Below are 25,337 nucleotides of genomic sequence, written 5' to 3' on the forward strand. Positions count from 1 at the left end.
GCGGGCGAGGCGGCAGGGGTTCTGGTTTTCAGGCGTGAGGCGGCGCGCGCGACGGCGGACGCGGCGGAGCCCGGGCCGGGGGCGGCGGGCTGGCGATGAAGGGGGCGTAGACGACGGCCTGCGACAGACGCACGACCGGCGACGGCTCCGGCGCAGGAGGCGCAGGCAGGGCGGCCAGCAGAGGCATGACGCAGGCGGCGCATTTGGCGCCCATCTCGGCCTTGATCGGGCCGTCGACGCCGCCGGACTGGATGGTCTGGGGACCGTCGGCCGAGCAGATGACGATGGGCTGGCCGGGCGTGGAGGCGGCCAGAGCCGCAAACGGCATCAGGCTGCCGATCACGATGGCGAACGTCGCGGCCAGGAAGGCCAGCGAGCGCCAGGTCGACCAGTTTTCTGCCTGAGAGCGGGTCACGATGCAGGCCCCTTAAACCTTCCCATGCGGGGAAGCCAGACCGTGCGGAGCGGCCGACGGTCGCGCGGCGCCTCGACAATGCCGCTTTACCCGTGCCAGCGTGGCGGTCGAACAGCCATCGAGGATACGCATGATCCGCGCCATCGGACCTTTCGCTCTCGCCCTGCTTCTCGCGGCGCCCGCAAACGCGCAACAGGTGGAGGAGGGACCGGGCGGTCCCGACCGCGTCTCCCTGACGGTCTATAACCAGAACATCGCCCTGGTGGAGGACGTGCGGAACCTGAACGTGCCCGCCGGGCGCTCGCGGCAGGAGTTTCCGGGCGTTTCCGCCAGCATCCGACCCGAGACGGTCGGCCTGTCGGGGCGGGGTCTGTCGGTGGTCGAGCAGAACTTCGACTATGACCTGCTGACGCCCGGCAAGCTGATGGAAAGCGCTGTCGGCAATGAGATCGGCATCGTCCGCACCAACCCCGGCTCGGGGGCGCAAACGACCGAGCGCGCGCGCGTGCTGGCGGCAAATCAAGGCGTGGTGCTGCAGATCGGCGACCGTATCGAGGTGCTGCGCGACGACGGCGTGCCGACGCGCGTCATCTTTGACCGGGTGCCGCAGAACCTGCGCCCGCGCCCGACGCTCAGCGTCACCCTGGACGCCGAGGGCGGCGGGCGGCGCGAGACGACGTTGTCCTATCTGACCTCGGGCCTGACGTGGAAGGCGGACTATGTCGCCCGGTTCGATGAGAAGGCGGGCAAGCTGGATCTGACCGGCTGGGTGACGCTGACCAACAACTCCGGCGCGACGTTCAGCAACGCCCAGACGCGGGTGGTGGCGGGCGACGTCAATCTGATCGGCAATCAGGGCGGCGGTTATAATCCGCGCCAGCCGGTTCGCGGCGGCAGCGTGCGCGGCAATGGAACCCAGACCGGCGGGCAGGGCGCCCTGGCCGATGTCTATGTCTATCCGCTGCCTGAGGCCGTCACCGTGGCCAACAATCAGACCAAGCAGGTCGGACTGATCGACGCGGCCGGCGTGCCGGCGACCAAGCGTTATCTACGGGTCATCAACGGCTTCTCCACCGCCGAACAGCCGATCGCGGCCGAGGTCGGGGTCATCTTCGCCAACGGATCAGGCGCCGCCGCGCGCGCCCTGCCGGCGGGGGTGATCCGCGTCTATGTGAAGGATGAGGCGGGCGAGCCGCGCTTCATCGGCGAAAGCCAGGTCGATCACTCGCCTGCCGGGTCCGAGATCGTGGTGACGACGGGCGACGCCTTTGATGTGACGGTGCAGCCGCGTCTGGTCTCGTCCGAGCGGGTGTCGAAGCGGTTGGTCGACTATTTCCGTACCCGCTATGCGATGGAGTACACCGTCCGCAACGCTCGGCCCGAGCCGGTGACGGTCGAGGTGCGCCAGCGCGGTCTGGGCCGTGACACCGAACTGACGGATCAGAGCATCACGGGCGAGATGCGCGATGCGCGCACTGTCGTCTGGCGCGTGCCGGTGCCCGCCAACGGCGAGACCAAGCTGACCGCGACCATCACGACGGGCGGCTGATCCCATGCGCCGCCTTCTGGCGATCACCACGGCGCTGAGCCTTCTGGCGCCCTCCGCATGGGGCCAGACCGAGAGCGTGTCCGCGCGCCCGGACGGGGCGACGGTGGTGATCTATCGCGACCGGCCGGTCGATACGGTCGCCCTGATGGAACAGTCGCGGCAACCCTGGAGCCAGCTGGACCGGCAGGGACTGGCCCTGATCGTGGAGACGCGCACCGTCGATCTGCCCGCCGGGGAGGGGATCATCCGCTTCCGCGGACTGGCCACCGGCGTCGTGCCCCAGAGCGCGGTGCTGGAGGGGCTGCCCGCCCATGTGGTCGAGCGCAACGCCGACTTTGACCTGCTGTCGCCGTCCAGCCTGATGGAGAAGTCGGTGGGCGAGGTGGTGCGTGTCGTCCGCACTAACCCTGCGACCGGCGAACAGGTCGAAAAGGCCGCCGTCATCCGCGCGGGCGCGCAAGGCGTGGTGCTGGAGATCGACGGCCGGTTCGAGGCGCTGGACTGCTCGGGCGAGACCGAGCGGGTCGTCTTCGACCGCGTGCCCGAGGGGCTGGGCGACCAGCCGACCCTGTCGGTGCGCACACGGGCCGAGCGCGCCGGGCGGCACACGGTGACGCTGGCCTATCTGACCACGGGGCTGCAGTGGTCGGCCGACTATGTGGCGCGTCTGAACCCCACGGACGGCACGCTGGACCTGACGGGGTGGGTGACGCTGGCCAACTTCGGCGGCACGGGCTTTCCCGACGCGCCGGTGCAGGTGGTGGCGGGCACGCTGAGGAAGGACGCAGGCACCACGCCGGTCGAGCCTCTGGTCCGCTATCAGCAGAATCAGTGCTGGCCGCAGGGGACGACGACGTTTGGATCGGGACAGTTCGCGGGCTATGGCGGGGCTCCTCCGCCACCTCCGCCGCCGCCGCCTCCAGCGCCTTCTGCTCCCATGCTGCGGATGGTCGCCAATGAGGCGCTGGATGAAGTGGTTGTGACCGGCAGCCGGATCGCCCGCCAAGGCGAACTCGGCGACTACAAGATCTACTCCCTGCCCGAACCGACCACCGTCGCGGCGCGCCAGACCAAGCAGGTGCGTTTTCTGGAGCGCGACGGCGTGACCTATGAGCGGGTCTATCGCGCCGGACTGCTGAACGCAGACGAAGAATCCCGTCCGATGGGCGTCGTCCTGAAGCTGCGCAATGAGGAGCGTGCGGGGCTCGGCGTGGCCCTGCCGGGCGGCTCGGTGGCGGTGATGCAGCCGGATGGCGCGGGCGGCGTGCTGCTGGCTGGTCAGGACCGATTCGAGGACAAGGGCGTGGGTCTGCCGGTGCGGCTGAACTTCGGCCAATCGCCCGACGTGCGGGTGCAGACGCGGCTGGTGAAGAGCGGCAGTTCTCGACGGGGGGCGGTGACGACCCAGCGTTCCGAAATCGAGACCACGGTCACCAACGCCCGCTCCGAGGACGTCACCGTGGAACTGGTCGCTGACGCCGCCATGCAGCGCGGTTTCCGCATCCGCAGTCAGTCGGTGCGCAGTCGGGTGGACGACACCGGCTATCCGGTCTGGACGCTGAGCGTGCCTGCCAACGGCGCGGCGACGCTGAAGGCGACGTGGACGACGACGGATTGAGCTGTGTTTCTCCCTCCCCTTCATGGGGAGGGTGGTCGCGCAGCGACCGGGTGGGGAGGGCTAGGCGATCGACCCTCAGCGCCTGAATAGCCTCTCGCCGCCCCCACCCGACTTCGGCCTTACGGCCTCAGCCACCCTCCCCATGAAGGGGAGGGAGAGGCGTTGCGCTATTCGCCCCTGGCCGCCTGTCTGGGGCTGAACTTCGGGGCGGGGGCCAGGCGCATGACCTCGCCCTGATAGCGTTCGTCGTCGCCTTTCACCGCGAATGGCAGGGCGTCGGCGCAGGCTTGCAGCAGGGCGTCCAGCCACGGCTTGTCGGCCTTGTGAAAGTCGCCCAGGACGTGGTGCATGACCAGCTGCGGCTCGCCGGGGTGGCCGATACCCATGCGGGCGCGGCGGAAGTCGGCGCCGAGGTGGCTGATCAGGCTGCGCACGCCGTTCTGGCCCGCGGCGCCGCCCCCCTTCTTCATGCGGAAGCGGCCCGGGGCCAAGTCGATCTCGTCGTGGAAGACGATGACGTGCTCGGGCTTCACCTTGTAGAAGCGCGCCGCCTCGCCCACGGCCCGGCCGCTCTCGTTCATATAGGTCTGGGGCTTCATCAGCAGAACCTTGGTCCCCTCGACCTCGCCGTCGGCGACGATGGACTGGAACTTGGCGCGCGCGGGGCCGAAGCGCCAACGGCTGGCGATCTCGTCCACGGCCATGAAGCCGATGTTGTGGCGGTTCTTTTCGTATTTGGCGCCGGGGTTCCCCAGGCCTGCGATGATGATCATGCGGTCCTCATGCCCCGTGCTTCGGGCAAAGAAAAGCCCCGCCGGGCGAACCCGGCGGGGCTGTGTCTTGTCGTTCGAACCCCTCAAGCAGCCCTGCGCCGCGCGCAGGGCGATAGGGGAAGAAACATCAGGCCTCTTCGGCTTCGCCTTCGGCGGTGGTGTCGCCGGCGTCCGACTGGCCAGCGGCCGAGTTCTTGATCGCGGCGATCATGAAGTCGCGGTCGGTGATGACCGGCGTGGCGCCTTCCGGCAGTTGGATGTCCGAGATGCGGATGTTCTCGCCGATCTCGCGGCCCTTCAGGTCGACGATCAGTTCGGCCGGGATGCGGTCGGCGCGGACCAGGATTTCGACGGTGTGACGCACGACTTCCAGCATCCCGCCCTGACGGGTGTAGGGAGCTTCGTCAGCGTTGACGAAGGCGACCGGGATTTCGATCTTGATCTCTTCCTTGGCGCCGACGCGCATCAGGTCGAAGTGCAGCGGGCGGTCGGTGACCGGGTCGAACTGGATGTCCTTGGCGATGACCGGCTGCGATTCCTTGCCGTGCTTCAGGGTCACCAGGTGACCGATCAGCTTGCCGGTGTACAGCGACTTGCGGAACTCGCGTTCGTTCACGGAGATGGCCACCGGGGCCTTGTCGCCGCCGTACAGGACGCCGGGCACAGCCCCGTCGCGACGCGCGGCGCGGGCGCCGCCGGTGCCCACGTTTTCGCGGACATCAACGTTCAGAATGATCTCGGCCATCGGGCTCGCCTTCAATACAAGTAAACGCCTGCGCGGAACCGGGTCCCGCGCGGCGGGGTCATGAACCCTTCGAATTCAAGAGGGCGGGCTATTACACGGAACACGGGGCGGACGCAACCGCCCCGGCTCAGCCCGCAGCGATATTCAGCCTCAACCGCGCGGCGAAGGCGTCGGCCCCGACTGGTTCTGCGCCTGGGCCATAGGCGTGGGCGCGCCCGCAGGCGGGACGGCCACGGTGATGGTCGGCATCGGTCCCGTGTACTGGGCCGTGCACTGGGCCATGTCGCGCACGATGTGGCGACCGGCGCAGAAGATGTCCTCATAGTTCGGCTTGGCCGCCGCCAGACACTGGAACAGCATCAGCTTGGACATGTTGATGCAGAACTCATTGTTCGATTCGGTCGTCAGGGCGTCGGTGTTCGCCTTGGCGTCTTCGCCCGCCGCGCCAAGCGCCGCCAGGGCCGCAATGGCCAGTGAGTTGACGATGGCCGGGGTGAAGGGCGCGCCGCGCTGAGCGGCGGCCAGGTTCAGGCCCGAGCCGCTGTTGGCGGCGGCGAACAAGCGGGCGCTGTCCTCGGCCGAGGGCAGACGAGGCACGGCCGACAGGGATTTGGCGCTTTCCAGCCGGCCATTGCGGTCGGCGACCGGCTGAGTGGCCCAGCGGCGACGCGGGTCGGTGCGCTCCTGAATGGTATAGGCGTCCGTCTCGACCGCTTCGGCCAGGGCGGTCATGATTTCAGCGTCCTTGCCCATGGTGCTGGCGATCAGGCCTGCCGCTGATTCGGCGCCGGGTAGGGTGGCGGCGTAGGCCGGGTCGGCGACGATTCGCGCCACCATCTGTTGGCGCTGGGCCGGATCGACGGCGTACTGGCGAACCCCAGCCACATACTCGGGCGACTGCAGGGCCAGAATGGCCCCATAGGCGATCATGCCGCGCGACAGTTGGCCCGCTTCGACGGCGGCGCCCCTGCGGACGGCGGCCTGAATGGTCTCGGCGTCAGGGAAGCCGGCCTGGATCGAGCGGACTTCGCGCACAAAGGCGACATAGACCGATGCGGCCTCGGCCACGCTCTGATTCAGCGCCAGAGCCGGAGGCGGCGGCGGGGGAGGCGGCGGCGGGGGCGCTTCCGGTTCCGGCGTCGAACAACTGGCCAGAACGGCGGCTGCGGCGACGGCGGCTACAGAGAGGCCGTGGCGCAAGAAGGCCTTGGTCATCGGCGGTCTTCCCTTGAAATAAGCGATACGCACTTGGAGGGCTGTCCGAGGCGCGTGACGCCTCAGACTATTCGCCCTTATATCGCCGAGGGAATGGTTAGCCGAACCTTAATCGAACAGCTTGGACACCGACTCTTCGTTGGCGATGCGCCGAATGGCCTCGCCCATCAGCGGCGCCACGGACACGCGGCGGATCTTGGGGCAGTTCAAAACTTCGTCAGGCTGTTCGATGGAGTCGGTGATCACCAACTCCTTCAGCGGGCCGTTGGTGACGCGGTCGACCGCCGGGCCGGACAGGACGCCGTGGCTGATATAGGCCGAAACCTCGGTGGCGCCGCGGTCGATCAGCGCCTTGGCAGCGTTTACCAGCGTGCCGCCCGAATCGACGATGTCGTCGAACAGGATGCAGCGGCGCCCTTCGACGTCGCCGATGATGTTCATGACCTCGCTCTCGCCCGCCTTGGGGCGGCGCTTGTCGACGATGGCCAGGTCGGCGTCCAGGCGGCTGGCCAGGGTGCGGGCGCGCACCACGCCGCCGACGTCGGGCGAGACGATCATCAGGTCGTCGCCGCGCGGATAGTTTTCCTTGATGTCCTGCGCCAGCACGGGCGTGGCCACCAGATTGTCGGTGGGGATGTCGAAGAAGCCCTGAATCTGGCCTGCGTGCAGGTCCATCGTCAGGACGCGGTCGGCGCCCGCGCGGGTGATCAGATTGGCGACCAGCTTGGCCGAGATCGGGGTGCGGCCCCCGGTCTTACGGTCCTGACGGGCGTAGCCGAAATAGGGCATGACGGCCGTGATACGCTTGGCCGAGGCGCGCACCAGCGCGTCGGTCATGATCAGCATTTCCATCAGATTGTCGTTGGCCGGATAGGAGGTCGACTGGATGATGAAGACATCCTCGCCGCGCACGTTTTCCTCGACGACGGCGAACACTTCATTGTCCGCGAAACGCTTCACCTGAGCCTTGGTCAGCGGCATGTCCAGGTGGGCCGCAATGGCCTGAGCCAACGTCCGGTTCGAATTGCCTGCGAGCAGCTTCATTGACCGGTCATCCTTTCGCCGTCATCGCCCCGCCAATAGTCGCGAAGGCGTTTCTGGACGCGCTCTCTAGGCGGCGAACGGGGCGGCGTCCAGCCGTGTTCCGGACGTATCTTCGATTTCAGCCGATTGGCTTGGACGCGGGCGCTGTTATAGAGGACGCATCCTGCTAACGAGGGCGCGTGTCGCGTGTCCGCGTCCCGAAGGCATCTTGATGAGGTCGCACTTGCCTGCTTCGAACACTCGGCTCGCTTCGAAATCCCGGTCCGGCCTGATCCTGCTGACGGCGGCTGCGGCGGTCCTGACGGTCTCGGCCTGCTCGGGCACCAAGCCCCGCCAGCGCCTGGCCTATGAAGAGCGTCCGGTCGAGGCCCTGTACAACACAGGCTATCAGCGGCTGCAGTCCAGGCGCTGGATGGACGCCGTCGACTATTTCCAGGAAGTCGAGCGCCAGCACCCCTATTCGGAATGGGCGCGCCGGGCGATCCTGATGCAGGTCTACGCCTATTATCAGAACAACGCCTATCAGGACGCGATCGCCGCGGCCGACCGCTTCATCGCCCTGTTCCCCGGCAATCCCTCGGCAGGCTACGCCTTCTACATGAAGGCCGTCTGCAACTTCGAACAGATCGTCGATGTGGGCCGGGACCAGGGTTACGCCGAGGCCGCTCTGGCGGGCCTGCGCGATGTGGTGCGCCGCTATCCTGGGTCGACCTACGCCACCGATGCGCGGGTCAAGATCGACATGGTCAATGACCAGCTGGCCGGCAAGGAAATGGCCGTGGGCCGCTTCTATCAGCGCGCCAATCAGCCGCTGGGCGCCTTGAACCGTTACAAGGCGGTGATCAACAATGAGGCCTTCCAGCGCACCTCGCACACGCCTGAAGCGCTCTATCGTCTGGTCGAGGTCAATCTGAGCCTGGGCCTGACCGAGGAGGCGACGCGCAACGCCGCCGTCCTGGGCCACAACTATCCGGGCAGCCCCTGGTACGCCGAGGCCTACGCTCTGCTGAACGAGCGGGGGCAGGGCCTTGACGTCAAGCCTGAGGGCAAGCGCGAATCCTGGCTGCAACGCCTGATCCCCGGCGGCGCCTGATCCGGTCTCAGCAAAACAGGCGCGCGGTGATTAAGTCGCTGCGTTCCTGTTCTGTTTCCGGCTAGGATGCGGCGAAACCTCGAATCAGATCGCCCATGCTGACCACGCTCTCGATCCGCGACATCGTTCTTGTCGACGCCCTGGACCTTGAGGTCGAAGACGGCCTGACCGTGCTGACGGGCGAGACGGGGGCGGGCAAGTCCATCATCCTTGATGCGCTGGGCCTGGCGCTGGGCGCGCGCTCCGACGCCGGACTGGTGCGCAACGGCGCCAAACAGGCCTCGGCCACGGCTGTTTTCACGGCGCCCGACGATGAAGCCCTGATCGCCCTGCTGTCCGAACGCGGCTTTGAGGTTGCGCCAGGCGAGGAACTGATCCTGCGCCGGGTGGTGTCTGCCGACGGCCGCAGCCGCGCCTATGTCAACGACCAGCCCGCCGGGGTGACGGCCCTGCGCGAGATCGGCGCCCTGCTGGTCGAAGTGCACGGCCAGCATGAGACGGTCGGCCTGCTGGACTGGAAGACCCACCGCACCCTGCTCGACAACTACGGCGGGCTGCAGCCACAACTGTCGGGCGTGGCCGGGGCGGCCGAGCGCCTGAAGGCGGCGCAGGCTCATCTGGACGAGCTTGAGGCGTCCGCCGCCGAGGCGGCGGCCAAGGCTGAGGAAATCGCTCTTAATCTGGCGGACCTCGACGCCCTGGACCCCAAGCCGGACGAAGAAACGGAACTGGCGGGTGAACGGGCCATCCTTGGTGCGGCGGAAAAGGCGGTCGCCGATCTGGCCGACGCGCGCAACCTTCTGGGCGGGGACAAGTTGAGCCAGCGCCTGGCTTCGGCCCTGCGTGCAGTGGAACACGCGCGCCAGCGCGCCGCGCAGGCGGGCGCCGAGGGCGACAACCCCATCATCGTCAAACTGGCCCAGGCCGCTGAAGCAGTGGACCGCGCCCTGGTCGAGGCGACCGAGGCTGTGGCCTGCGTCGACGCCGCGGCTGACGCCTTCGACTTCGAACCGGGTCGTCTGGACAAGGCGGAGGAGCGGTTGTTCGCCCTGCGCGCCACGGCCCGCAAGCTGAACACGACAGTTGACGCCCTGCCGGCGCTGCGGGTGCGTCTGCGCGAGCAGTTGCGCCTGATCGAGGACGGGGAGGAGGCCCTGACCAAGGCTCGCCGCGACGTCGCCGCCGCGATCGAGGCCTATGACGTCGCCGCCCTGCTGCTGACGTCGGCGCGCGAGGCGGCGGGGGATCGTTTGGTCGCCGCTGTCATGGACGAGCTTGGCCCCTTAAAGCTGGAACGCGCCCGCTTCCGCGTGACGCTCGAACCGATCGAGGGTCGTCGTGGCCCGCTGGGCGTCGAGACGGTGCGGTTCGAGGTGGCGACGAACGCCGGGACCGCCTTCGGCCCGCTGGATACGGTGGCCTCGGGCGGAGAGCTGGCGCGCTTTGCTCTGGCGATGAAGGCGGCGCTGGCCAGCCGCGAAGACCAGCGCCAGCCGGTCATGATCTTCGACGAGGTGGATCAGGGCGTCGGCGGCGCCGTGGCCGAGGCCGTGGGCGGGCGCCTGCAACGCCTGTCGCGCGGCGCGCAGGTGCTGGTCGTGACCCACAGCCCGCAAGTCGCGGCGCGCGGTCATGCGCATTGGAAGGTCCGCAAGGCGGATGTGGAGGGTCATACGCGGACCTCCATCGAGGTGCTGGAAGAAGGCCCGCGTCAGGAAGAAATCGCGCGGATGCTGTCGGGCGCGGAGATCACCGACGAGGCGCGCGCGGCGGCGCGGGTGCTAATCGGCTGACGTTTCCATCTCCCCTTGTGGGAGAAGGAAGACTCAGACCCCCAGAATCCAGCCTTCTTCGTTTTCGACCTGGGCGATCAGGGCGTCATCCGCGCCCGCAGGCGGCGCAAAGGCCTTCTGCAAGGCCCCGGAGTCGTCCATGCGGGCGAAGGCTTCGGCGGCGGCGCGGACCTGAGCCTGGGTCTTGTATTCCTTGACGCCTTCGGCGCTCACGCCGCGCTTGGCCTCGAACATCAGCGGCCAGACCTCGACGACGATCGCCGACAGGGGCGCGATGTCGCCCTCGGTCAGCTCGCGCCAGCCTGTGCCGAAGGGCCAGACAGCCGCCGAGGCGCCCAGAGTGTCCAGCAGGCGGCGCAGCATGGGCACGCCCACCAGGGTCAGGCCGCCGATGGCGCCCGCGCCGTGCATCTGCCAGACGCTCTTGGGCGGCAGCTTGTCCTTGCGCGCGGCCAGTTCCGTGGCGCGGAACTCGGGGATGTCGGCGCCGGCGCCTTCGGGCGGCTTGGTGGTGGTCAGCCAGCGCTGCGCCTGGCTTGCGGGCGCGCCCCAGAAGGGCCAGGGCTCGTCCGTCATCAGGCGGTTCATCTTGGCCGCGACCTGATAGCGGTTGTTCGAATTGTCGGCCTTGTCGACGATGTTGGCCGCCAGGAACTTGCCCATCGCGTCCCACGGACGGCCGTCCAGCTTCAGGCGCGCGGCGGTTCCGGTCGGGAAGCCGAAGTCGAAGTCGAAGCCGACCAGCACGCGGTCGCCGCGCTTGCGATGTTCGGCCACCAGGTCGGCGATCAGCTTCTCACCCTCGGCGCGCGTGGCGACGTTGTGGGTCTCGGCATACAGGCGGAAGCGCACGTCGCGCTTGGCGACGCCGACCCACAGGGTCTGTTCGCCCAGCTTTCTGCCCTCGGCGGCGGTCCAGTTGGCGATGATGTAGGCGTCGAAAAGGCGGGCCACGGGGGCTCCTGAAGAAAGAAGCAAAGGAGGGACGAGGGGTTCTAGCCGCCCGGACTCAAGCCGTGAAGGGCGATCAGCGTTGCATCACGGCTTCGACGTGCGACAACCAGCGCCGTCCCAGCCGCAGGCCCTCGCCCGGCGAGCGGGCGCCGCTGGTCTTTTCGGCCTCCGAGGCAGGCGCGTTGTGCGTGCCGTTCCACAGGGCGATCTCAAACTCGGCGTTGTGCGGGTCGCTGAAGATCAGCCGCAGCACGACCAGTTCTGCGTCGGGCGCGTCCAGGTCGATCTCCTTGCGCCTCTGGCCACGCAGGACGCGGGCGACCAGATGGCTGTCGACGATGATTTCGGCCCCCAACACTTCTTCGAAGGCGTAGACCAGCCCCATGGCGCCTCGGTTCCACAGGACGACAAGTTGGCCGCCCTCAAGGTCGAGCCCAGCGGCGCGCCCTTCATAAGGCGAAAGCGCCAGGGTGTCGGCCGGCGCTCCCAGCGCCTTGGTCATCGCGCGTCGCAGCCGCCGCTCGGATTCCATCCACCAGGAAAACAGCAGGACGCTGGTGGTCAGGAAGGCGGCGATCAGGGCGATAAGCAGAATGGCCCTGAACGTGTCGCCCATGGATCAGGCCTCCAGATCCAGGTCGACGACGACGGGCACGTGATCGCTGGGCTTATCCATGTCGCGCGCGTCGCGGTGGGTTTCGATGGCGCGGAAGCGGTCGGCGGCCTGGGGCGACAGCATGGCGAAGTCGATGCGAATGCCGTGGTCGCGGCGCCAGGCGCCAGCCTGGTAGTCCCAGAAGGTGAAGGTCCCCGGCGGCTCGCGACCCAGTTCGTGGGAATCGGCCAGGCCTAGCCATTTCAGGGCGCGAAAGGCCTCGCGGCTCTGCGGCTGGAACAGGGCGTCCTCGGCCCAGGCGGCGGGGTTCTTGGCGTCCTCGGCCTCGGGGATGACGTTGTAGTCGCCGCACAGGGCCAGAGGCTCTTCCAGCGTCAGCAGCTCGCGCGCGTGGTTCTGAAGCCGCTCGAACCAGGCCAGCTTGTAGGTGAACTTCTCGGTGCCGATGGGATTGCCGTTGGGCAGGTAGATGGAGGCGACGCGGATCGGTCGGGGCGCCTCGATCAGGGCCTCGATGTAGCGGGCCTGTTCGTCCGCATCATCGCCGGGCAGGCCGCGCCGCACGTCCGACAGCGGAAATTTCGACAGCAGGGCGACGCCGTTGTAGCTCTTCTGGCCGTGCGTCTCGACGTTGTAGCCCAGGTCTTCAAAGGCCTCGCGCGGGAACTTCTCGTCCACGCATTTTATCTCTTGGAAACAGGCGACGTCGGGATTGGCGGCCTGAATCCACTCCAGCACCGTCGGCAGGCGGGCGTTGACCGAGTTCACGTTCCAGGTGGCGATGCGCATGGGACGCAAGGCTAAGGTGAGCCGCAACTTTGCGAAAGAGGGGCGGACAAAACAAAGACGCCGCCGGATCGCTCCGGCGGCGTCTGAAACGTCAGTCTGATGCCAAAGATCAGCTGTTCGGCGTCGCGGCCGGGGGCGTGGTCGTCAGCTTGCAGCCGCCGCCGATCTGCGAGGCGGTTGCGCAGGGATAGACCTGCTGCACGGCGTTTTCGGTGTTCACGCGGGCGATCAGGCCGTCGGCGCCGTTACAGGCGGCTTCATAGAAGGCGCCGTTGGCGTTCTTGCCCATGTAGCGGACCTGGGTCACGTCGCACGAAGCGGCGTCCGAACCGGCCAGAATGGCCTTGACCGTGGCGGCTTGCTCCTGCGGCGTGGTGAAGGTGCAGGACGCGCCGGCCGAAGCCAGTTCCAGGCAGTTCACGACCTCCCAGCCGGCGCCGGCCTTGTTGATCTGGGCGCCGTCGACGCCGGCGCAGCCGATTTCATAGACCACCGCGCCGCCCGACTTGGCGCCGACGATGCGGCCTTGGTCGACGGTGCAGGCCACGCCCGCTTCCTTGGCGAAGGCGGTGAAGACGGCCATGGCGTTGTCGTTGGCGGGCAGGGTGCATTGCGAGCCGACATCGGCGTTGGGGTCGCGCGCACGGGCCTGCTCGGCCGAGGAGGCCAGCACCATGCAGTCCGTCGCCTGGGGCGGCGTCGAGGTCAGCAGCAGGTAGCCCGGACCGGCGGCGCACGAGACTTCGTACAGCGACTCCTTGGCCGCGGACTGGCCGCGCAGCGTCGCCTCGGTGATCTGGCAGTTGGTGTTGGTGGCCGTGAGCACGGCCTGGGCGCCGGCTTGCACTTCCTCGGCGCTCGGCGGCTTGGGCTGGGCGTTGCGCGGTTGGCGCTCCCGATTGCGCGAGGTGCGGCTCTGGGCCTCGGTGGTCCGGACCTCGTCCCGGTCCAGGTCGGTGCGTTGGGCGAAAGCGGGCGAGGTCAATCCGGAGATAAGGACCGCCGCGGTCACAGCGATCATAGTACGAGCTTTACGGGACACGAGGACGCTCCTTGAGAAAGTTGCGTATCCCTGACCGCGCTAAGCCCCCGGGTCAAGAATAGACGCAACCGGCAATCCATCATAAGAACCATAGTTGCGATTGGAGACGGACTTGTCTGACGGCGAAACCCTTGCAGGAACCCGCACGGAGCGCGGTCTGACCTATCCCGCCCTGGCGATGCCCGCCGCCGGTGAGGCGACCGTGGCGGCGCCCGGCGTACTGTGGCTCAGGTTGCCCCTGCCGATGGCGCTAAACCACATCAATATCTACGCGATCGAGGACGGCGAAGGCTGGGCGGTCGTGGATGCGGGCATGGCGACGGCGGCTTCACGCGAGGGGTGGATGGAGGCGCTGGCGGGCCCGTTGGGCGGCCGGCCGATCACACGCGTTATCTGCACTCACATGCACCCCGATCACATCGGGTTGGCAGGGTGGCTGTGCGGGCAGTTCGATGCGCCGCTGCTGATGTCGCGGACGGAGTATGTGACGGCGCGACTGCTGATCGGCGACGAGACCCTGGGGCCTCCGTCAAGCGCCGAGACCTTCTATCGGGCGGCGGGCTGGTCGGACGAGCAGATCGCGCGCTGGCGCGACGGCTATGGCGGCTTTGGCCGTATGGTTCAGGATTTTCCGCGCGATTATCGCCGGGTGCAAGACGGCGAGGTCCTGATCATCGGCGGAGACGAATGGCGCGTTGTGGTCGGGGAGGGGCACAGCCCCGAACACGTCTGCCTGTGGCGCGAGAAGGACGGCGTCTTCATCGCCGGCGATCAGATCCTGCCGCGAATTTCCTCGAACATTTCGGTCTGGGCGACGGAGCCGCTGGCTGATCCCCTGGGAGATTGGCTGCGCTCGCTGACGGCGTTGAGAAGCCAGCTTCCCGGCGACCTGCTGGTGCTGCCTTCGCATGGAGAGCCTTTCTACGGCGTGACCCTGCGGCTGGACGCCCTGATCCGCGGGCATGAAACCGCGCTGAAGCGGCTGGGGAAGACGCTGCGGACGCCGCGTCGCGTCATCGATGTGTTCGGCGCCCTGTTCGCCCGTCCGGTGGGCGACGGCGTGCGGGGCATGGCGACGGGCGAAGCCCTGGCGCACCTCAATTATCTAGAACGTCAAGGACGGGTCCGCCGCGTGCGGGACGGGGACGGCGTGGACTGGTGGAGCCTTTCGGAGACAGGCCAATGAGCGAACATATTCGAACCCATCTGGAAGGCGGCGTCCTGACGGTCGTCTTCGACCGCGCCGACAAGAAGAACGCCATTACCCAGGCGATGTATACGGCGCTGGCCAATGCGACGGAGAAGGCGAAGGCCGACGACGCCGTGCGCGTCATCCTGTTCCGCAGCGAGGGCGACGCGTTCTCGGCGGGCAACGATATCGCTGACTTCATTTCCCTGGGGCAGACCGAGGGCGATCTGGTCGAGATGGGGGTGTTCCGCTTCCTGAAGGCGCTGGCCGAGCTGGACAAGCCCGCCGTGGCGGCGGTGCGCGGCCGGGCGGTGGGCATCGGCCTGACCCTTCTCCTGCACTGCGACATGGTGGTGGTGGCCGAGGACGCCCTGCTGTCCGTTCCTTTCGTCAACCTGGCCCTGGCGCCGGAAGCGGCGTCGTCGTTGCTGCTGGGCGCTAATATCGGACATCAACGGGCGTTCGAGCTCTTCGCCCTGGGCGAGGCCATCGACGGGAGGACCGCGCTGGCTTGGGGCCTGGCCAACCGCGCGGTTCCGGCCGATCAGGTCGAGGCGACGGCGGCGGAACTGGCGGCCAAGCTGGCTGCGCGGGCGCCCAACTCCATCCGCAAGACCAAGGCCCTGATGCGCGACGCCGAGGCGCTGTGGACGGTCATGCAGCGTGAGGCTGAGGCCTTCGGCTCGCAGATGCGCAGCCCCGAGGCGATGGAGGCCTTCATGGCGTTCAGCCAGAAGCGTGCTCCGGACTTCTCCAAACTGGGCTGATTTCTCGCGGTTTCGCCGAAGATCGCGATTGATTCGGCGGGCGCGGGGGACTAGGGGCCGCGCATGAACGCCGCGCCCGCCTCCGCTCCTCCCGACGACCCGCAGATTGCGGGGCCGATCACGCGTGAGACGACGGCCGATGCGGCCGCTGTCGACGCCCTGGTCATCGCCGCCTTCGGCCCCGGCCGGTTCGCCAAGACGGCCGAGCGGCTGCGTGAGCGCGCGCCGCTGGCGGCCGGGTTTTGTCTGCATGAAGACGGCCGCCTGATCGGTTCGGTGCGGCTGTGGTCGATCCTCACGGGCGAGGCGCGCTCGGTCTTTCTGGGGCCGATCGCCGTGGACCAGGCCAGCCGCAGCACCGGGCTCGGCGGCGAACTGGTGCGGGCGTGCATTGAAGAGGCGAGGGCGCTGGGGCTGGACGGCATCCTGCTGATCGGCGATCCGCCCTATTTCTCCCGTTTCGGGTTTGAGCCGGCGCCGGACGCCGTGCTGCCGGGGCCGGTGGATCAGCGCCGGGTCATGTGGCTGCCCTTCACCGCAGCCGCGCCGGTCGGAGCGGTGCGCCCCGACGCCTGAGCCGGGCGCGGCCTTCCTTTGCAGGGCGACGCATCCCATAGTTCAGACATGACGAACCCACCGACATCCTCGGGTCTGACAGGCGTGGCCGAGGCTGCGCGTCAGGCGCCGGGCAGGGGTCTGCCTCCCGTGCATCTGTGGCATCCCGAACATTGCGGCGAGATCGACATCCTGATCCGCGCCGACGGGGTGTGGATGCATGAAGGATCGCCCATTGGCCGGGCCGAACTGGTGCGGCTGTTCTCGACGGTGCTGAGGAAAGACCCGGACGGCTATCACCTGGTCACGCCCGTCGAGAAGCTGAAGATCGCGGTCGAGGACCTGCCGTTCCGCGCCGTTGCCGTGCGCGAAGAGGGCGAGGCGCTGGTGTTCACCACGGATCAGGGCGACGAGACCGTCGCGGGTCCCGACCACGCCATCATCGTCGAGACGGATGCGACGACGGGCGAGCCGGCACCCCGCGTCCATGTGCGGGGCGATCTGTGGGCGCGGATCGCGCGGCCGGTCTTTTATGAACTGGTTGAGCGGGCGCAGGAGATGGACGGGCGACTGGCCGTGCGCTCGGGCGGCGCGACGTTCCCGCTGGGGCCGAAAGGGGCGGGGCTTTGACCTGTTCCGGCTTGAAGTCGCGGCTGCAACAGCGGCTGGACCCGGTGTCGGCGTGGTCCCCTCAGCGCGGGGCGACGCGGTCCGACTATGACCTGAACCCCGATTTCAGCCGTCCGAAGGTCAAGTTGAGACCGGCGGCGGTGCTGATCCCCATCATCGCGCGTGACGACGGGCCCAGCGTCCTGCTGACCCGCAGATCCGACAGTCTGGCCAGCCATACGGGGCAGATCGCCTTTGCGGGCGGGCGGCTGGATGAGGGCGAGACGGCGCTGGACGCGGCCCTGCGCGAGGCGTGGGAGGAGATTGCGCTGGACCCGGCCGTGGTCGAGCCCTTGGGGTTGGGCGATCCCTATGAGACGGGCACCGGCTTTCTGGTGACGCCGGTGATCGGTTGGCTGACCGCGCCGCCCGCTGTCACCCCGTCGCCCGCCGAGGTGGCCGAGGTGTTCGAGGCGCCGTGGGACTTCCTGATGGATCCGGTGAACCATCGCCGCGACTATTATGATCAGGAGAACGGGCCGCGCCGCTGGTTCTGGGCCATGCCCTACCGCGAGCGCTACATCTGGGGCGCGACGGCGGGCATTCTGAAGGGGCTGTTCAACCGGCTGTACGGCGAGGAGGCCGCGCCGCACCGGGCCGCCGAGGCCGACGCCAGCGAGCGCGTCGGATGAGCAGCGTCCTTAAGGGGCAGGACTGGCTGACCGCTAGTGCGACGCAGGCGGTGATGGCGGCGTTGGCGGCGGCGGGCGGGGCGGACTGCGCCCGCTTCGTCGGCGGCTGCGTGCGCAACGCCGTGCTGGGCGCGCCGATCGACGATGTGGACATCGCCACGGTGCTGACGCCCGAGGCGGTGGTGAGGGCGCTGAAGGCGGCGGGCCTGAAGAGCGTGCCGACCGGCATGGAGCACGGCACGGTCACGGCCATATCAGAGCGCCAGCCGTTCGAGATCACCACCCTGCGCCGCGATGTCTCGACCGACGGGCGGCGCGCCACGGTCGCCTTCACCGACGACTGGGCCGAGGACGCGGCGCGGCGGGACTTCCGCCTGAACGCCCTCTATGCCGACTCCGATGGCGTGATCCTGGATCCGACGGGCGCGGGCTATGACGACGCCCTGGCCGGACGGATCGTCTTCGTCGGCCAGCCGGAGCAGCGCATCGAAGAGGATTATCTGCGCATCCTGCGCTTCTACCGCTTCTTCGCCTGGTACGGGCGGGGCGCGCCGGATGCGGCGGCGGTGGCCGCCTGCGCCGCCCTGGCCGAAGGGGTCGAACGGCTGTCGGCCGAACGGGTGTCGAAGGAGGTGCTCAAACTGCTGGCCGCGCCTGATCCGCGCCCGGCGGTGCGGCTGATGCAGGATGCGGGGGTGCTGGGTCGTATTTTGCCGCAACCCGAAGGCTTGACGCTGTTCGAGGCGATGGTCGGGGTCAGCCCGGACCCGGTGCTGCGACTGTCGGCCCTGCTGCCGGCGGACGTTGAAGCGGTGCGCGCATCGGCGAACCGGTTGCGGCTGTCCAACGCCCAGAAGGACCGGCTGATCGCCGCCGTCCGCGCGCCGCTCGACCCGGATATGAACGACGCCCAGGCGCGCGCCGTCATCTGGCGCGAGGGGCGGCAGGCGTTCGAGGATCGCGTAAGGCGCGCCTGGGCGGCGGGCGGCGAGGCGGCGAAGATGCAGGCGTTTCTGGCCCTCGCGGCCGACTGGACGCCGCCGAAGCTGCCGGTCGGCGGGCGTGATCTGGCGCGAATGGGTCTGAAGCCGGGGCCTGAGACAGGGCGCGTCCTGAAGGCCTTTGAAGACGGCTGGATCGCCGACGACTTCCCCGACCACGGTCATGAGGACCGGCTGAAGGCGCTTATTGCGTCGCCCGCGTAAGCTCGACGATGACGGGGCGGTGGTCCGAGCCGGTCCTGTCGCCCAGCCGCCGGTCCAAAAGCGCCAGATCCGGCGAGCGCCATACATGGTCGATGGTGATCCCCAGCGCCGACGGGGCCATGGCGTGCCAGGTGCCGGGCCAGGCGGGGGCGGGGATCAGGCCGGCTTGCGCCTTGATCTGACGGCCGATGCGGCCGCTGGAGACGCTGTTGAAGTCCCCCGCGATGACGATCGGCCCCGTCAGTCCGTGGCCCAATCCGGCCAGCCGCTTGGCCTGGCTGATCTGGCCGTAAGGATGCTGGAAGGGCCAGGGGCGGGTCATGTGGACGGCGATCAGATGAACCGGCCCCAGCGCCGTCTCGGCCTCGGCGACAAGGGCGGCGAGCCCCTGACCGTCGGCGTCGCGCACGCGGCGCAGCGGCCGTTTCGAGGCGATCACCGAGCGCGCCGCGCCGCTGGGGCGATCCTTGCGCGGAGTGGCGACGCGGTGGGGATAGCCCGCCAGAACCTTGTCCAGCCGGGCGTTAGGGCCGTCGCCCAGCTCGATCAGCATGACGATGTCCGCGTCTGCGGCGGCGATGGAGCGGGCGATCGCGTCCGCATCATTGTTCCGGGCCCACAGGTTGGCGGAATAGAGGGTGAGCGTTTCGGCGCCATCGGCAGGCGTCCCGCGCGGCGGCGCCCACTGCGGCCAGACCGCCACCAGCAGCAGCCCGGCGATGACTGCGCCCAGCGCCGCCATGTCCCACAGCCTCAGCAGCAGGAAGGCCACGCACGCCGCCCCCGTCGCGATCAGGGCAGGGGCGGTGAACTGCGTCAGCAGATCCGGCAGCCGGTGGCCGATACGGCTGAGCGCTGAGACGGCGACGAGGGCGGGCGGCGCCAAAACGGTCAGGGCGGTCAGACGCGCCAGGGCCTGAAACAGGGTCATGCAGCAATCGCGAACGCGGGGGAGGGGCTGTCTCGGTTAGCCGCCGATCCGGGCGCTGTCGAGGCGGCCGTTCCGGGCGCAGAAACGGCGCGGCTATCGCGACCGGAGGCGCCGATCCCTGAAAATTCCCGGCTTTGGCGAGCTCCCGGCCCGATCGACCCGCCTGCATCGGGCGGCTGCGCAGACTGACGTCTCCTGATCCACGGAGACTGAACATGAGCATCGACGCCAGCGCGCGGCTGGGCCTGCCCTATCTGGCGGCCGGACAGCTGCAGAAGCACGTCACCCTGAACGAGGCGCTGACCTTTCTGGACGCCCTGACCCAGACGGCGGTGGTCAGCCGCACCACGGCGGTCCAACCGGCAAGCGCGTCGGACGGCGATCTCTACATCCTGCCGGAAGGCGCGACGGGCCATGACTGGTCGGGCCGGGCGGCGGGGGCCCTGATGCGTCATGAAATGGGCGGCTGGACCGTCGTGGCCACGCCGGACGGGCATCTGGCCGTGGTTCTGGACAGCGAAGAGATCGTCGTGCGCCGTAATGGCGACTGGACGCGGCTTCAGACCGCGGCGCCGGACGAACTGCAGCAGATCACCCGCCTGGGCGTCAACGCCACGGCGGACGCGACGAACGTGGTGACGGTGCGGGCGAACAAGGCCCTTTGGACCGCCCTGGAAAGCGAGAGCGGCGGCGACGGCGATCTGCGCTTCACCTTCAACAAGCAGACATCGGCGGACGTGCTGTCCCTGCTGTTCCAGAGCGGCTGGGGCGGCCGGGCCGAACTGGGCCTGATCGGCGACGACGACCTGCGGCTGAAGGTCAGCCCGGACGGCGGCGCCTGGCGCGAGGTGCTGATGGCCGACCGCCACACCGGCCGCGCCTGGTTCGCCAAGGGCGCGACGCGGCGCGAGACGACGACGCTGACGACCGGCGGCGCCTGGTCGCCGCCTGAGTGGGCGCGCTGGGTCGAGGCCGTGTGCGTCGGCGGCGGCGGAGGCGGCGGGGCCGGGCTGTCCGGTCCGGCCGGGACCAGCCGCCACGGCGGCGGCGGCGGCGGCGCAGGCGGGGTGATGAGCGCACTTTGGCCTGTCGAGGCTCTCGGCGCCGGATTGAGCATCTCCGTTGGCGCAGGCGGGGGCGGCGGCTCTGGTTCGGGCGCTACAGGCGCGTCGGGCGGGGACAGCCGCATCGCCCTAGGCTCCGTGACGCTGTTGACCGGCGAGGGCGGGCGCGGCGGGGCCGGCGGCGCGTCAGCGGCCGGGCTTGGCGGCGCCGGCGGCGGCGGCCTGATTGCATCCAATGGGGGCGGAGCTTCCTCAGTCACGGCGACGGGGATGGCGGGCCAGTCCGCCGCGCGACCCGACGGCCCAGGCGGCGGCGGCGGCGGCGGAGGCGTCGGCGCGGCCAACGTCGTCCAGTCGGGCGGCGCCGGGGGCGATGGGGGCTTGTTGGCGGTCAAGGCGACCGGCGGTGCGGGCGGATCTGGAGCCGGAAACGCCGGACAGAACGCGCCTCTGAACGATCTGCATTGGGCGGGCGGCGGCGGCGCGGGGGGCGGCGCTCAGGCGTCCGGCGCCGGGCGGGCCGGGGGTGACGGGGGCCTTTACGGCGGGGGCGGCGGCGGCGGCGGCGCGGGCGTGACGGCGGCGGGCGCAGGCGGCGCGGGCGCGCCCGGCGTGGTCCGGCTGACGGCGATCGGGTGACGTCATGATCCAGCGCCTGCATCGCATCATCCAGACCGTGGAGCCGTGGGACGAGGCCGCGCCTCCTCTGCCCGAATTGCCGGATGAGGAGACCTGGTCCGCGCCTGACCGGCTCAGCGCCGACGACTGTTTCGACCATCTGGGCGCCGATTGGCGGGTCTCCGCCGCGCCCTTTGACCCGGAGGACGACCAATGACGACGCCGAAAGAACCGACGCATGATCTGGCCGAGGGCCGCTGGCTGTGGCGGCGGATCTATGTCTATGGCGCCAGCCTGGCCCTGTGGCTGTTGCTGCGGCTGGCGGTGAACCGGGCGGAGGCCTCGGACCTGCCGCGCATCGCTGACGGGCTGATGGGACTGATCGCCCTGATGCTGTTGCTCTATCTGGTGGCGCCCAGCGCCCAGCAGATCGTCAATATGATGCGACTGCGCGCGGGCGGGCGGCCATGAGCTTCCGGCTTTCGCAACGCTCGCGCTCCGCGCTGCAGGGGGTGCATCCCGATCTGGTCGTGGTCGTCGAAGCGGCCATCGAGCTGACGCCGGTAGACTTCATGGTCTCCGAGGGTCTGCGCACGGCGGCGCGTCAGGCGGAACTTGTGCGGGCGGGGGCCAGCCGGACGCTGAACTCGCGGCACCTGACCGGGCACGCGGTCGATGTGGCCGCCTGGGTCGATGGGCAGGTCCGCTGGGACTGGCCGCTCTATCCGCGCATCGCCGAGGCCTTCATGGCGGCGGCGAAAGGGCGGGGCATACGCCTGATCTGGGGCGGCGACTGGCCGCGCCTGCGCGACGGCCCGCATTTCGAACTGGACCGGAGGGCCTACCCATGAACGGCGGCCTTCTTCGCACCCTGACGCCGCTGGGCTGGCTGGCGGCGTTCGGACTGATCGTGGTTCTGATCCTGATCGTCGGGCGGGGGCTTGCGGTGCGGTGGGATCCGCTGCACCTGCAGGCGCGCCGTCTTGAGGCGGTGCAGCGCCGCGCGGACCAGGCCGAGGCCCAGACCGCCGCCCGCGCGCTGGAGGCCGCGGCGCGCGGTCGTCAGATCGAGGTTCTGGACGCCTTTCACCAGCAAGCAGAGGCCGTGGCGCGGGCGACCGCGACGGCCGAAACTCGAGCAAGGACCGCCGATGACGCCGATACCCCTCTGGACCCTGCTCGCGCTCAGCGCCTGCGTGATCATGACCGCGAGCTGCGCCGCCTCGCGCCCGCCGTCGCCGGTTGCGCCGCCGCGTCTGATCCTTCCTGACGCCGTGACGCGGCCCTGTGACCTGGCTGTGCTGCCCGAGACGGCCACGGCGGCGGATCTGGAGGCGGCCTATGTCCGGCGCGGCGGGCAGATCCTCGCCTGCGACGCGGCGCGGCGGCTGGCGGTGGAGACGCTTCAGGCTGAACGCTCGCTGATCGACGAATGGGTGCGTTCGCGCCCGTGAGTTCGCCCAAGCCGAGGGGGGCGGGCGGCAAGTCCTGCCGGGTCGCCCGGCATTTATTGCCGCTCGCGTCCTCTAGGGGCAGGAAGTGCCGGGTGTTTTCGTATGGTTTCCAGAATCTAACATCGAAGAATCAATGCGATGGCCTCTGGAGCAGGCGGCGCTGTGTTGGTCCGCCTCTTGCGACATGTCTTTCCGAGCAGAAAGCTCCCGGCAGCCAAAATGGCGTCGGACATCGTCTGAAGACAAAGGACAGCCAAAATGGCTAACAGCATCAACACGAACGTTGGCGCCCTCGTTGCGCTGCAAAACCTCAACGCGACCAACCGTGACCTCAACGTCACGCAAAACCGCGTGAACACGGGCTTCAAGGTCGCCACCGCCAAAGACAACGGCGCGATCTTCGCCATCGCCACCAACCAACGCGCTGACATCGCCTCGCTGGACGCCGTCAAGAACTCCGTCTCGCGCGGTCAATCGCTGGTTGATGTCGCCCTGGCGGCCGGCGACACCGTCGTCGAAGCCTTCAAGGAACTGAAGGGCATCGCCGTCGCCCTGGAAACCGTCGAGACCGGCAGCGCCGCCGAGACGGCCTATCAGGCGGACTATGACGCGCTGGTAGAAGAAATCGATTCGGCTATCGACGGCGCCAAGTTCGACGGCATCAACCTGTTCGACGGCACGGTCACGACCGTCCGCACGGGGCTGGATTCGACCGCGACCTATGACGTGGGCTTCGCGGCCGCTGTCACCTCGGGCGTCACGGCTGGCACCTACGCCACCGCTGACGCTGTTCAGACGGCGATTGAGGGCTTCACCGCGAACCTGGCGACGCTGGGCACCCAGTCCAAGTCGCTGGGCCGTCAGAACGTCTTCGTCGGCAAGCTGCAGGACGCTCTGGAAGTCGGTGTCGACAACCTGGTGGCGGCCGACCTAGCCAAGGAAAGCGCTCGCCTGACGGCTCTGCAGACCAAGCAGCAGCTGGGCGTGCAGGCGCTGTCGATCGCGAACCAGTCCAGCTCGATCCTGCTGGGCCTGTTCCGCTAATCCGACGCGATTAGGAAGGGGGCGGGCCGCAAGGTTCGCCCCTTTCTCGTGTCGTTCGATACGGGAGGCGCGGCAGGTCCGCGCGAAGGGATATGGCTGACAATGTCGTGGGAGTATCCAGCGTAACCTACCTCGATCGCGAACCGCAGGGCGGGGCTGTCGAGGCGCAGCAACCTGTGCAGGGCGCGCAGAAAGATAGCGACGACGCAGGTCGTTACCGATTGACGATCGAGCGCGAGTCGACCGGGTACGTCTACAAGACCCTGGATCGCGTCACCGGGGAGGTGGTTCGCCAGTTCCCTCGTGAAGAGGTCCTGAAGCTGCGTCAAAGCCCGGCCTATGATGTGGGCAAGATCATCAAGACCGAGATCTGAGCGGCGGTCTGGGCGACGGAAGGCGGCGGCGTTAACAGGCGTTGCTGCGCCGTTAACCATACGCTCAGGAATCAGCGTCATTACTGCTCGCCAGAATCGGATCTGAGGCGAGAATGGCCATGACCAACAGCGTAATCACCAATGCGTCGGCGCTTATCGCGCTTCAGAACCTGAACGCCACCAACTCCAAGTTGGCGGCGACCCAGAGCCGAGTGAACACCGGGCTGAAGGTCCAGGGCGCCAAGGACAACGCCGCCACCTGGGCCATCGCCCAGAACCAGCGCGCCGACATGAATGCGCTGGAATCGGTCAAGACCAGCCTGAACCGCGCCACATCGGTCGCCGATGTGGCCCTGGCGGCCGGTCAGCAGATTTCCGACATCCTGGTGGAGCTCCGCCAGAAGGCCACGGCGGCGGCCGACCCGTCAGCGTCGGATGCGACGCGCAAGGCCTACAACGATGAATTTCAGTCGCTGCTGAAGTCTTTGCAGTCGTTCGCCGACAACGCCACTTTTGATGGCGAGAACATTCTGAACGGCAAGGTGAATGGCGTTGTAGCGGCGACGCCTGCTGATCTTACTCCGCTGAACTTCCTGGCGAATGCGGATGCGTCCGAAACCATCACGATGAACCGCCAGGATCTGTCTCTGGCGGGGTTGAGCCTCGCGGCTACTGATTTTACGGCGCCCGCCACGGCCTTGGATCTGCTTAGCGGCGACAATGCTGCGGGCGCACTGGCGGCCGTTGAGGCCGCCCTGACCAGCGCGAGCGGCAAGCTCGCTGAACTGGGCGCTCAGTCCAAGCAGATCGAGAAGCACACCCTGTTCGTCACCAAGCTGATGGATTCGCTGGAAGTCGGGGTCGGCAATCTGGTGGACGCGGACATGGCGCGTGAAAGCGCACGTCTGCAGGCCTTGCAGGTGCAGCAGCAACTCGGCGCTCAGGCTCTGTCGATCGCCAACCAGGCGCCGCAGATCATCCTGTCGTTGTTCAAGGGCTGAGGCCGCTAACCCATTCGCCGGGTCGGTCCATATCCGAGGGTGACGGGCGGTCGCCGCCGTGGCGGCGCGGGGCGCGGCATCAGGCCGTAAAGGCTCATCAGCCGCATTAAAAGCCAGCGTACGCGCGACATGAACATCTCCACATCAGGCTGCAGACAAGTGTGAACTGCGCCTGACGCGGGGCGGTT

General features: G+C 68.5%; 29 protein-coding genes. 19 read left to right on the forward strand and 10 right to left on the reverse strand.

Going from position 1 to position 25,337, the window contains the following annotated elements; genetic code table 11:
• Positions 1-28: 28 nt before the first annotated feature.
• Positions 29-415: a DUF2946 family protein gene (locus PIB44_RS06505; RefSeq protein ID WP_024353107.1), complete on the reverse strand. Its 387-nt coding sequence runs from the start codon at positions 413-415 to the stop codon at positions 29-31.
• A gap of 130 nt (positions 416-545) precedes the next feature.
• Here PIB44_RS06505 and PIB44_RS06510 point away from each other — a divergent pair, with 130 nt between their 5' ends.
• Both PIB44_RS06510 and PIB44_RS06515 read left to right on the forward strand, forming a co-directional pair.
• Positions 546-1,964 carry a DUF4139 domain-containing protein gene (locus PIB44_RS06510; RefSeq protein WP_278070798.1) on the forward strand — a complete coding sequence of 473 codons (1,419 nt, stop codon included), beginning with the start codon at positions 546-548 and terminating at the stop codon, positions 1,962-1,964.
• 4 nt (positions 1,965-1,968) lie between these two features.
• Positions 1,969-3,582: a DUF4139 domain-containing protein gene (locus PIB44_RS06515; RefSeq protein WP_278070799.1), complete on the forward strand. Its 1,614-nt coding sequence runs from the start codon at positions 1,969-1,971 to the stop codon at positions 3,580-3,582.
• 167 nt (positions 3,583-3,749) lie between these two features.
• On the opposite strand, the gene pth is transcribed toward PIB44_RS06515, so the two are convergent.
• The 4 genes from pth to PIB44_RS06535 form a co-directional block, all read right to left on the reverse strand.
• Complete coding sequence (gene pth, locus PIB44_RS06520; protein WP_025978089.1) at positions 3,750-4,355, reverse strand: aminoacyl-tRNA hydrolase; 606 nt, start codon at positions 4,353-4,355, stop codon at positions 3,750-3,752.
• A gap of 127 nt (positions 4,356-4,482) precedes the next feature.
• Positions 4,483-5,100, reverse strand: coding sequence for a 50S ribosomal protein L25/general stress protein Ctc (locus PIB44_RS06525; protein WP_025978088.1), 618 nt, complete (start codon positions 5,098-5,100; stop codon positions 4,483-4,485).
• 150 nt (positions 5,101-5,250) lie between these two features.
• Positions 5,251-6,315 (reverse strand): hypothetical protein, encoded by a 1,065-nt coding sequence (locus PIB44_RS06530; RefSeq protein ID WP_134580388.1) that lies wholly within the window; start codon positions 6,313-6,315, stop codon positions 5,251-5,253.
• A 108-nt stretch (positions 6,316-6,423) separates the two neighbouring features.
• The gene (locus PIB44_RS06535) at positions 6,424-7,359 is read right to left on the reverse strand and encodes a ribose-phosphate pyrophosphokinase (protein WP_025978086.1); all 936 of its coding nucleotides are present in this window, start codon (positions 7,357-7,359) and stop codon (positions 6,424-6,426) included.
• 211 nt (positions 7,360-7,570) lie between these two features.
• On the opposite strand from PIB44_RS06535, the gene PIB44_RS06540 reads away from it, so the two are divergent.
• Complete coding sequence (locus PIB44_RS06540; RefSeq protein ID WP_278070800.1) at positions 7,571-8,452, forward strand: outer membrane protein assembly factor BamD; 882 nt, start codon at positions 7,571-7,573, stop codon at positions 8,450-8,452.
• A 95-nt stretch (positions 8,453-8,547) separates the two neighbouring features.
• Positions 8,548-10,245, forward strand: coding sequence for a DNA repair protein RecN (recN, locus tag PIB44_RS06545; RefSeq protein WP_278070801.1), 1,698 nt, complete (start codon positions 8,548-8,550; stop codon positions 10,243-10,245).
• A gap of 33 nt (positions 10,246-10,278) precedes the next feature.
• On the opposite strand, the gene PIB44_RS06550 is transcribed toward recN, so the two are convergent.
• The 4 genes from PIB44_RS06550 to PIB44_RS06565 all read right to left on the reverse strand — a co-directional run bounded on the left by PIB44_RS06550 (position 10,279) and on the right by PIB44_RS06565 (position 13,625).
• Complete coding sequence (locus PIB44_RS06550) at positions 10,279-11,199, reverse strand: cobalamin biosynthesis protein CbiG (protein ID WP_278070802.1); 921 nt, start codon at positions 11,197-11,199, stop codon at positions 10,279-10,281.
• A 73-nt stretch (positions 11,200-11,272) separates the two neighbouring features.
• Entirely contained in the window at positions 11,273-11,815 is a 543-nt protein-coding gene (locus PIB44_RS06555) for a hypothetical protein (RefSeq protein WP_025978082.1), read from the reverse strand.
• 3 nt (positions 11,816-11,818) lie between these two features.
• Positions 11,819-12,604: an exodeoxyribonuclease III gene (locus PIB44_RS06560; RefSeq protein WP_025978081.1), complete on the reverse strand. Its 786-nt coding sequence runs from the start codon at positions 12,602-12,604 to the stop codon at positions 11,819-11,821.
• A 109-nt stretch (positions 12,605-12,713) separates the two neighbouring features.
• Entirely contained in the window at positions 12,714-13,625 is a 912-nt protein-coding gene (locus PIB44_RS06565) for a hypothetical protein (RefSeq protein WP_278070803.1), read from the reverse strand.
• 133 nt (positions 13,626-13,758) lie between these two features.
• Here PIB44_RS06565 and PIB44_RS06570 point away from each other — a divergent pair, with 133 nt between their 5' ends.
• From PIB44_RS06570 to PIB44_RS06595, 6 genes are all read left to right on the forward strand, one after another.
• Positions 13,759-14,832 carry an MBL fold metallo-hydrolase gene (locus PIB44_RS06570; RefSeq protein WP_278070804.1) on the forward strand — a complete coding sequence of 358 codons (1,074 nt, stop codon included), beginning with the start codon at positions 13,759-13,761 and terminating at the stop codon, positions 14,830-14,832.
• The gene (locus PIB44_RS06575) at positions 14,829-15,602 is read left to right on the forward strand and encodes an enoyl-CoA hydratase (RefSeq protein WP_278070805.1); all 774 of its coding nucleotides are present in this window, start codon (positions 14,829-14,831) and stop codon (positions 15,600-15,602) included. Before PIB44_RS06570 ends, PIB44_RS06575 begins: the two co-directional genes overlap by 4 nt.
• A 63-nt stretch (positions 15,603-15,665) precedes the next feature.
• Positions 15,666-16,178, forward strand: a complete 513-nt coding sequence (locus PIB44_RS06580) for a GNAT family N-acetyltransferase (protein ID WP_278070806.1) — start codon at positions 15,666-15,668, stop codon at positions 16,176-16,178.
• A 48-nt stretch (positions 16,179-16,226) separates the two neighbouring features.
• Positions 16,227-16,787: a DUF1285 domain-containing protein gene (locus PIB44_RS06585; RefSeq protein WP_278070807.1), complete on the forward strand. Its 561-nt coding sequence runs from the start codon at positions 16,227-16,229 to the stop codon at positions 16,785-16,787.
• Positions 16,784-17,458 (forward strand): NUDIX hydrolase, encoded by a 675-nt coding sequence (locus PIB44_RS06590; protein WP_278070808.1) that lies wholly within the window; start codon positions 16,784-16,786, stop codon positions 17,456-17,458. The genes PIB44_RS06585 and PIB44_RS06590 overlap by 4 nt, the downstream gene beginning before the upstream one ends.
• Positions 17,455-18,663, forward strand: a complete 1,209-nt coding sequence (locus PIB44_RS06595) for a CCA tRNA nucleotidyltransferase (protein ID WP_278070809.1) — start codon at positions 17,455-17,457, stop codon at positions 18,661-18,663. The genes PIB44_RS06590 and PIB44_RS06595 overlap by 4 nt, the downstream gene beginning before the upstream one ends.
• Here PIB44_RS06595 and PIB44_RS06600 read toward each other — a convergent pair.
• On the reverse strand, positions 18,644-19,594 hold the full coding sequence (locus PIB44_RS06600; protein ID WP_278070810.1) for an endonuclease/exonuclease/phosphatase family protein: 951 nt from the start codon (positions 19,592-19,594) through the stop codon (positions 18,644-18,646). The genes PIB44_RS06595 and PIB44_RS06600 overlap by 20 nt on opposite strands.
• 215 nt (positions 19,595-19,809) lie before the next feature.
• Between PIB44_RS06600 and PIB44_RS06605 the strand changes: the two genes are divergently transcribed.
• From PIB44_RS06605 to PIB44_RS06645, 9 genes are all read left to right on the forward strand, one after another.
• Positions 19,810-21,297, forward strand: coding sequence for a DUF2793 domain-containing protein (locus PIB44_RS06605; RefSeq protein WP_278070811.1), 1,488 nt, complete (start codon positions 19,810-19,812; stop codon positions 21,295-21,297).
• Positions 21,298-21,301: 4 nt separating this feature from the next.
• Positions 21,302-21,493, forward strand: coding sequence for a hypothetical protein (locus PIB44_RS06610; protein WP_278070812.1), 192 nt, complete (start codon positions 21,302-21,304; stop codon positions 21,491-21,493).
• Complete coding sequence (locus PIB44_RS06615) at positions 21,490-21,747, forward strand: hypothetical protein (RefSeq protein WP_003166816.1); 258 nt, start codon at positions 21,490-21,492, stop codon at positions 21,745-21,747. The genes PIB44_RS06610 and PIB44_RS06615 overlap by 4 nt, the downstream gene beginning before the upstream one ends.
• Positions 21,744-22,127 carry a M15 family metallopeptidase gene (locus tag PIB44_RS06620; RefSeq protein ID WP_278070813.1) on the forward strand — a complete coding sequence of 128 codons (384 nt, stop codon included), beginning with the start codon at positions 21,744-21,746 and terminating at the stop codon, positions 22,125-22,127. Before PIB44_RS06615 ends, PIB44_RS06620 begins: the two co-directional genes overlap by 4 nt.
• A complete protein-coding gene (locus PIB44_RS06625) occupies positions 22,124-22,546 on the forward strand; it encodes a hypothetical protein (protein WP_278070814.1) in 423 nt (140 codons plus the stop codon). Before PIB44_RS06620 ends, PIB44_RS06625 begins: the two co-directional genes overlap by 4 nt.
• Before the next feature lie 4 nt (positions 22,547-22,550).
• Positions 22,551-22,730 carry a hypothetical protein gene (locus PIB44_RS06630; protein WP_134580402.1) on the forward strand — a complete coding sequence of 60 codons (180 nt, stop codon included), beginning with the start codon at positions 22,551-22,553 and terminating at the stop codon, positions 22,728-22,730.
• Positions 22,731-22,988: 258 nt separating this feature from the next.
• The gene (locus PIB44_RS06635; RefSeq protein ID WP_025976663.1) at positions 22,989-23,774 is read left to right on the forward strand and encodes a flagellin; all 786 of its coding nucleotides are present in this window, start codon (positions 22,989-22,991) and stop codon (positions 23,772-23,774) included.
• A 92-nt stretch (positions 23,775-23,866) separates the two neighbouring features.
• Positions 23,867-24,148 (forward strand): flagellar protein FlaG, encoded by a 282-nt coding sequence (locus tag PIB44_RS06640; protein ID WP_278070815.1) that lies wholly within the window; start codon positions 23,867-23,869, stop codon positions 24,146-24,148.
• A 119-nt stretch (positions 24,149-24,267) separates the two neighbouring features.
• On the forward strand, positions 24,268-25,149 hold the full coding sequence (locus PIB44_RS06645) for a flagellin N-terminal helical domain-containing protein (RefSeq protein WP_253120725.1): 882 nt from the start codon (positions 24,268-24,270) through the stop codon (positions 25,147-25,149).
• The last annotated feature ends 188 nt before the right edge of the window (positions 25,150-25,337 follow it).

The organism is Brevundimonas sanguinis (assembly GCF_029636725.1).
GTDB classification, from domain to species: domain Bacteria; phylum Pseudomonadota; class Alphaproteobacteria; order Caulobacterales; family Caulobacteraceae; genus Brevundimonas; species Brevundimonas sanguinis.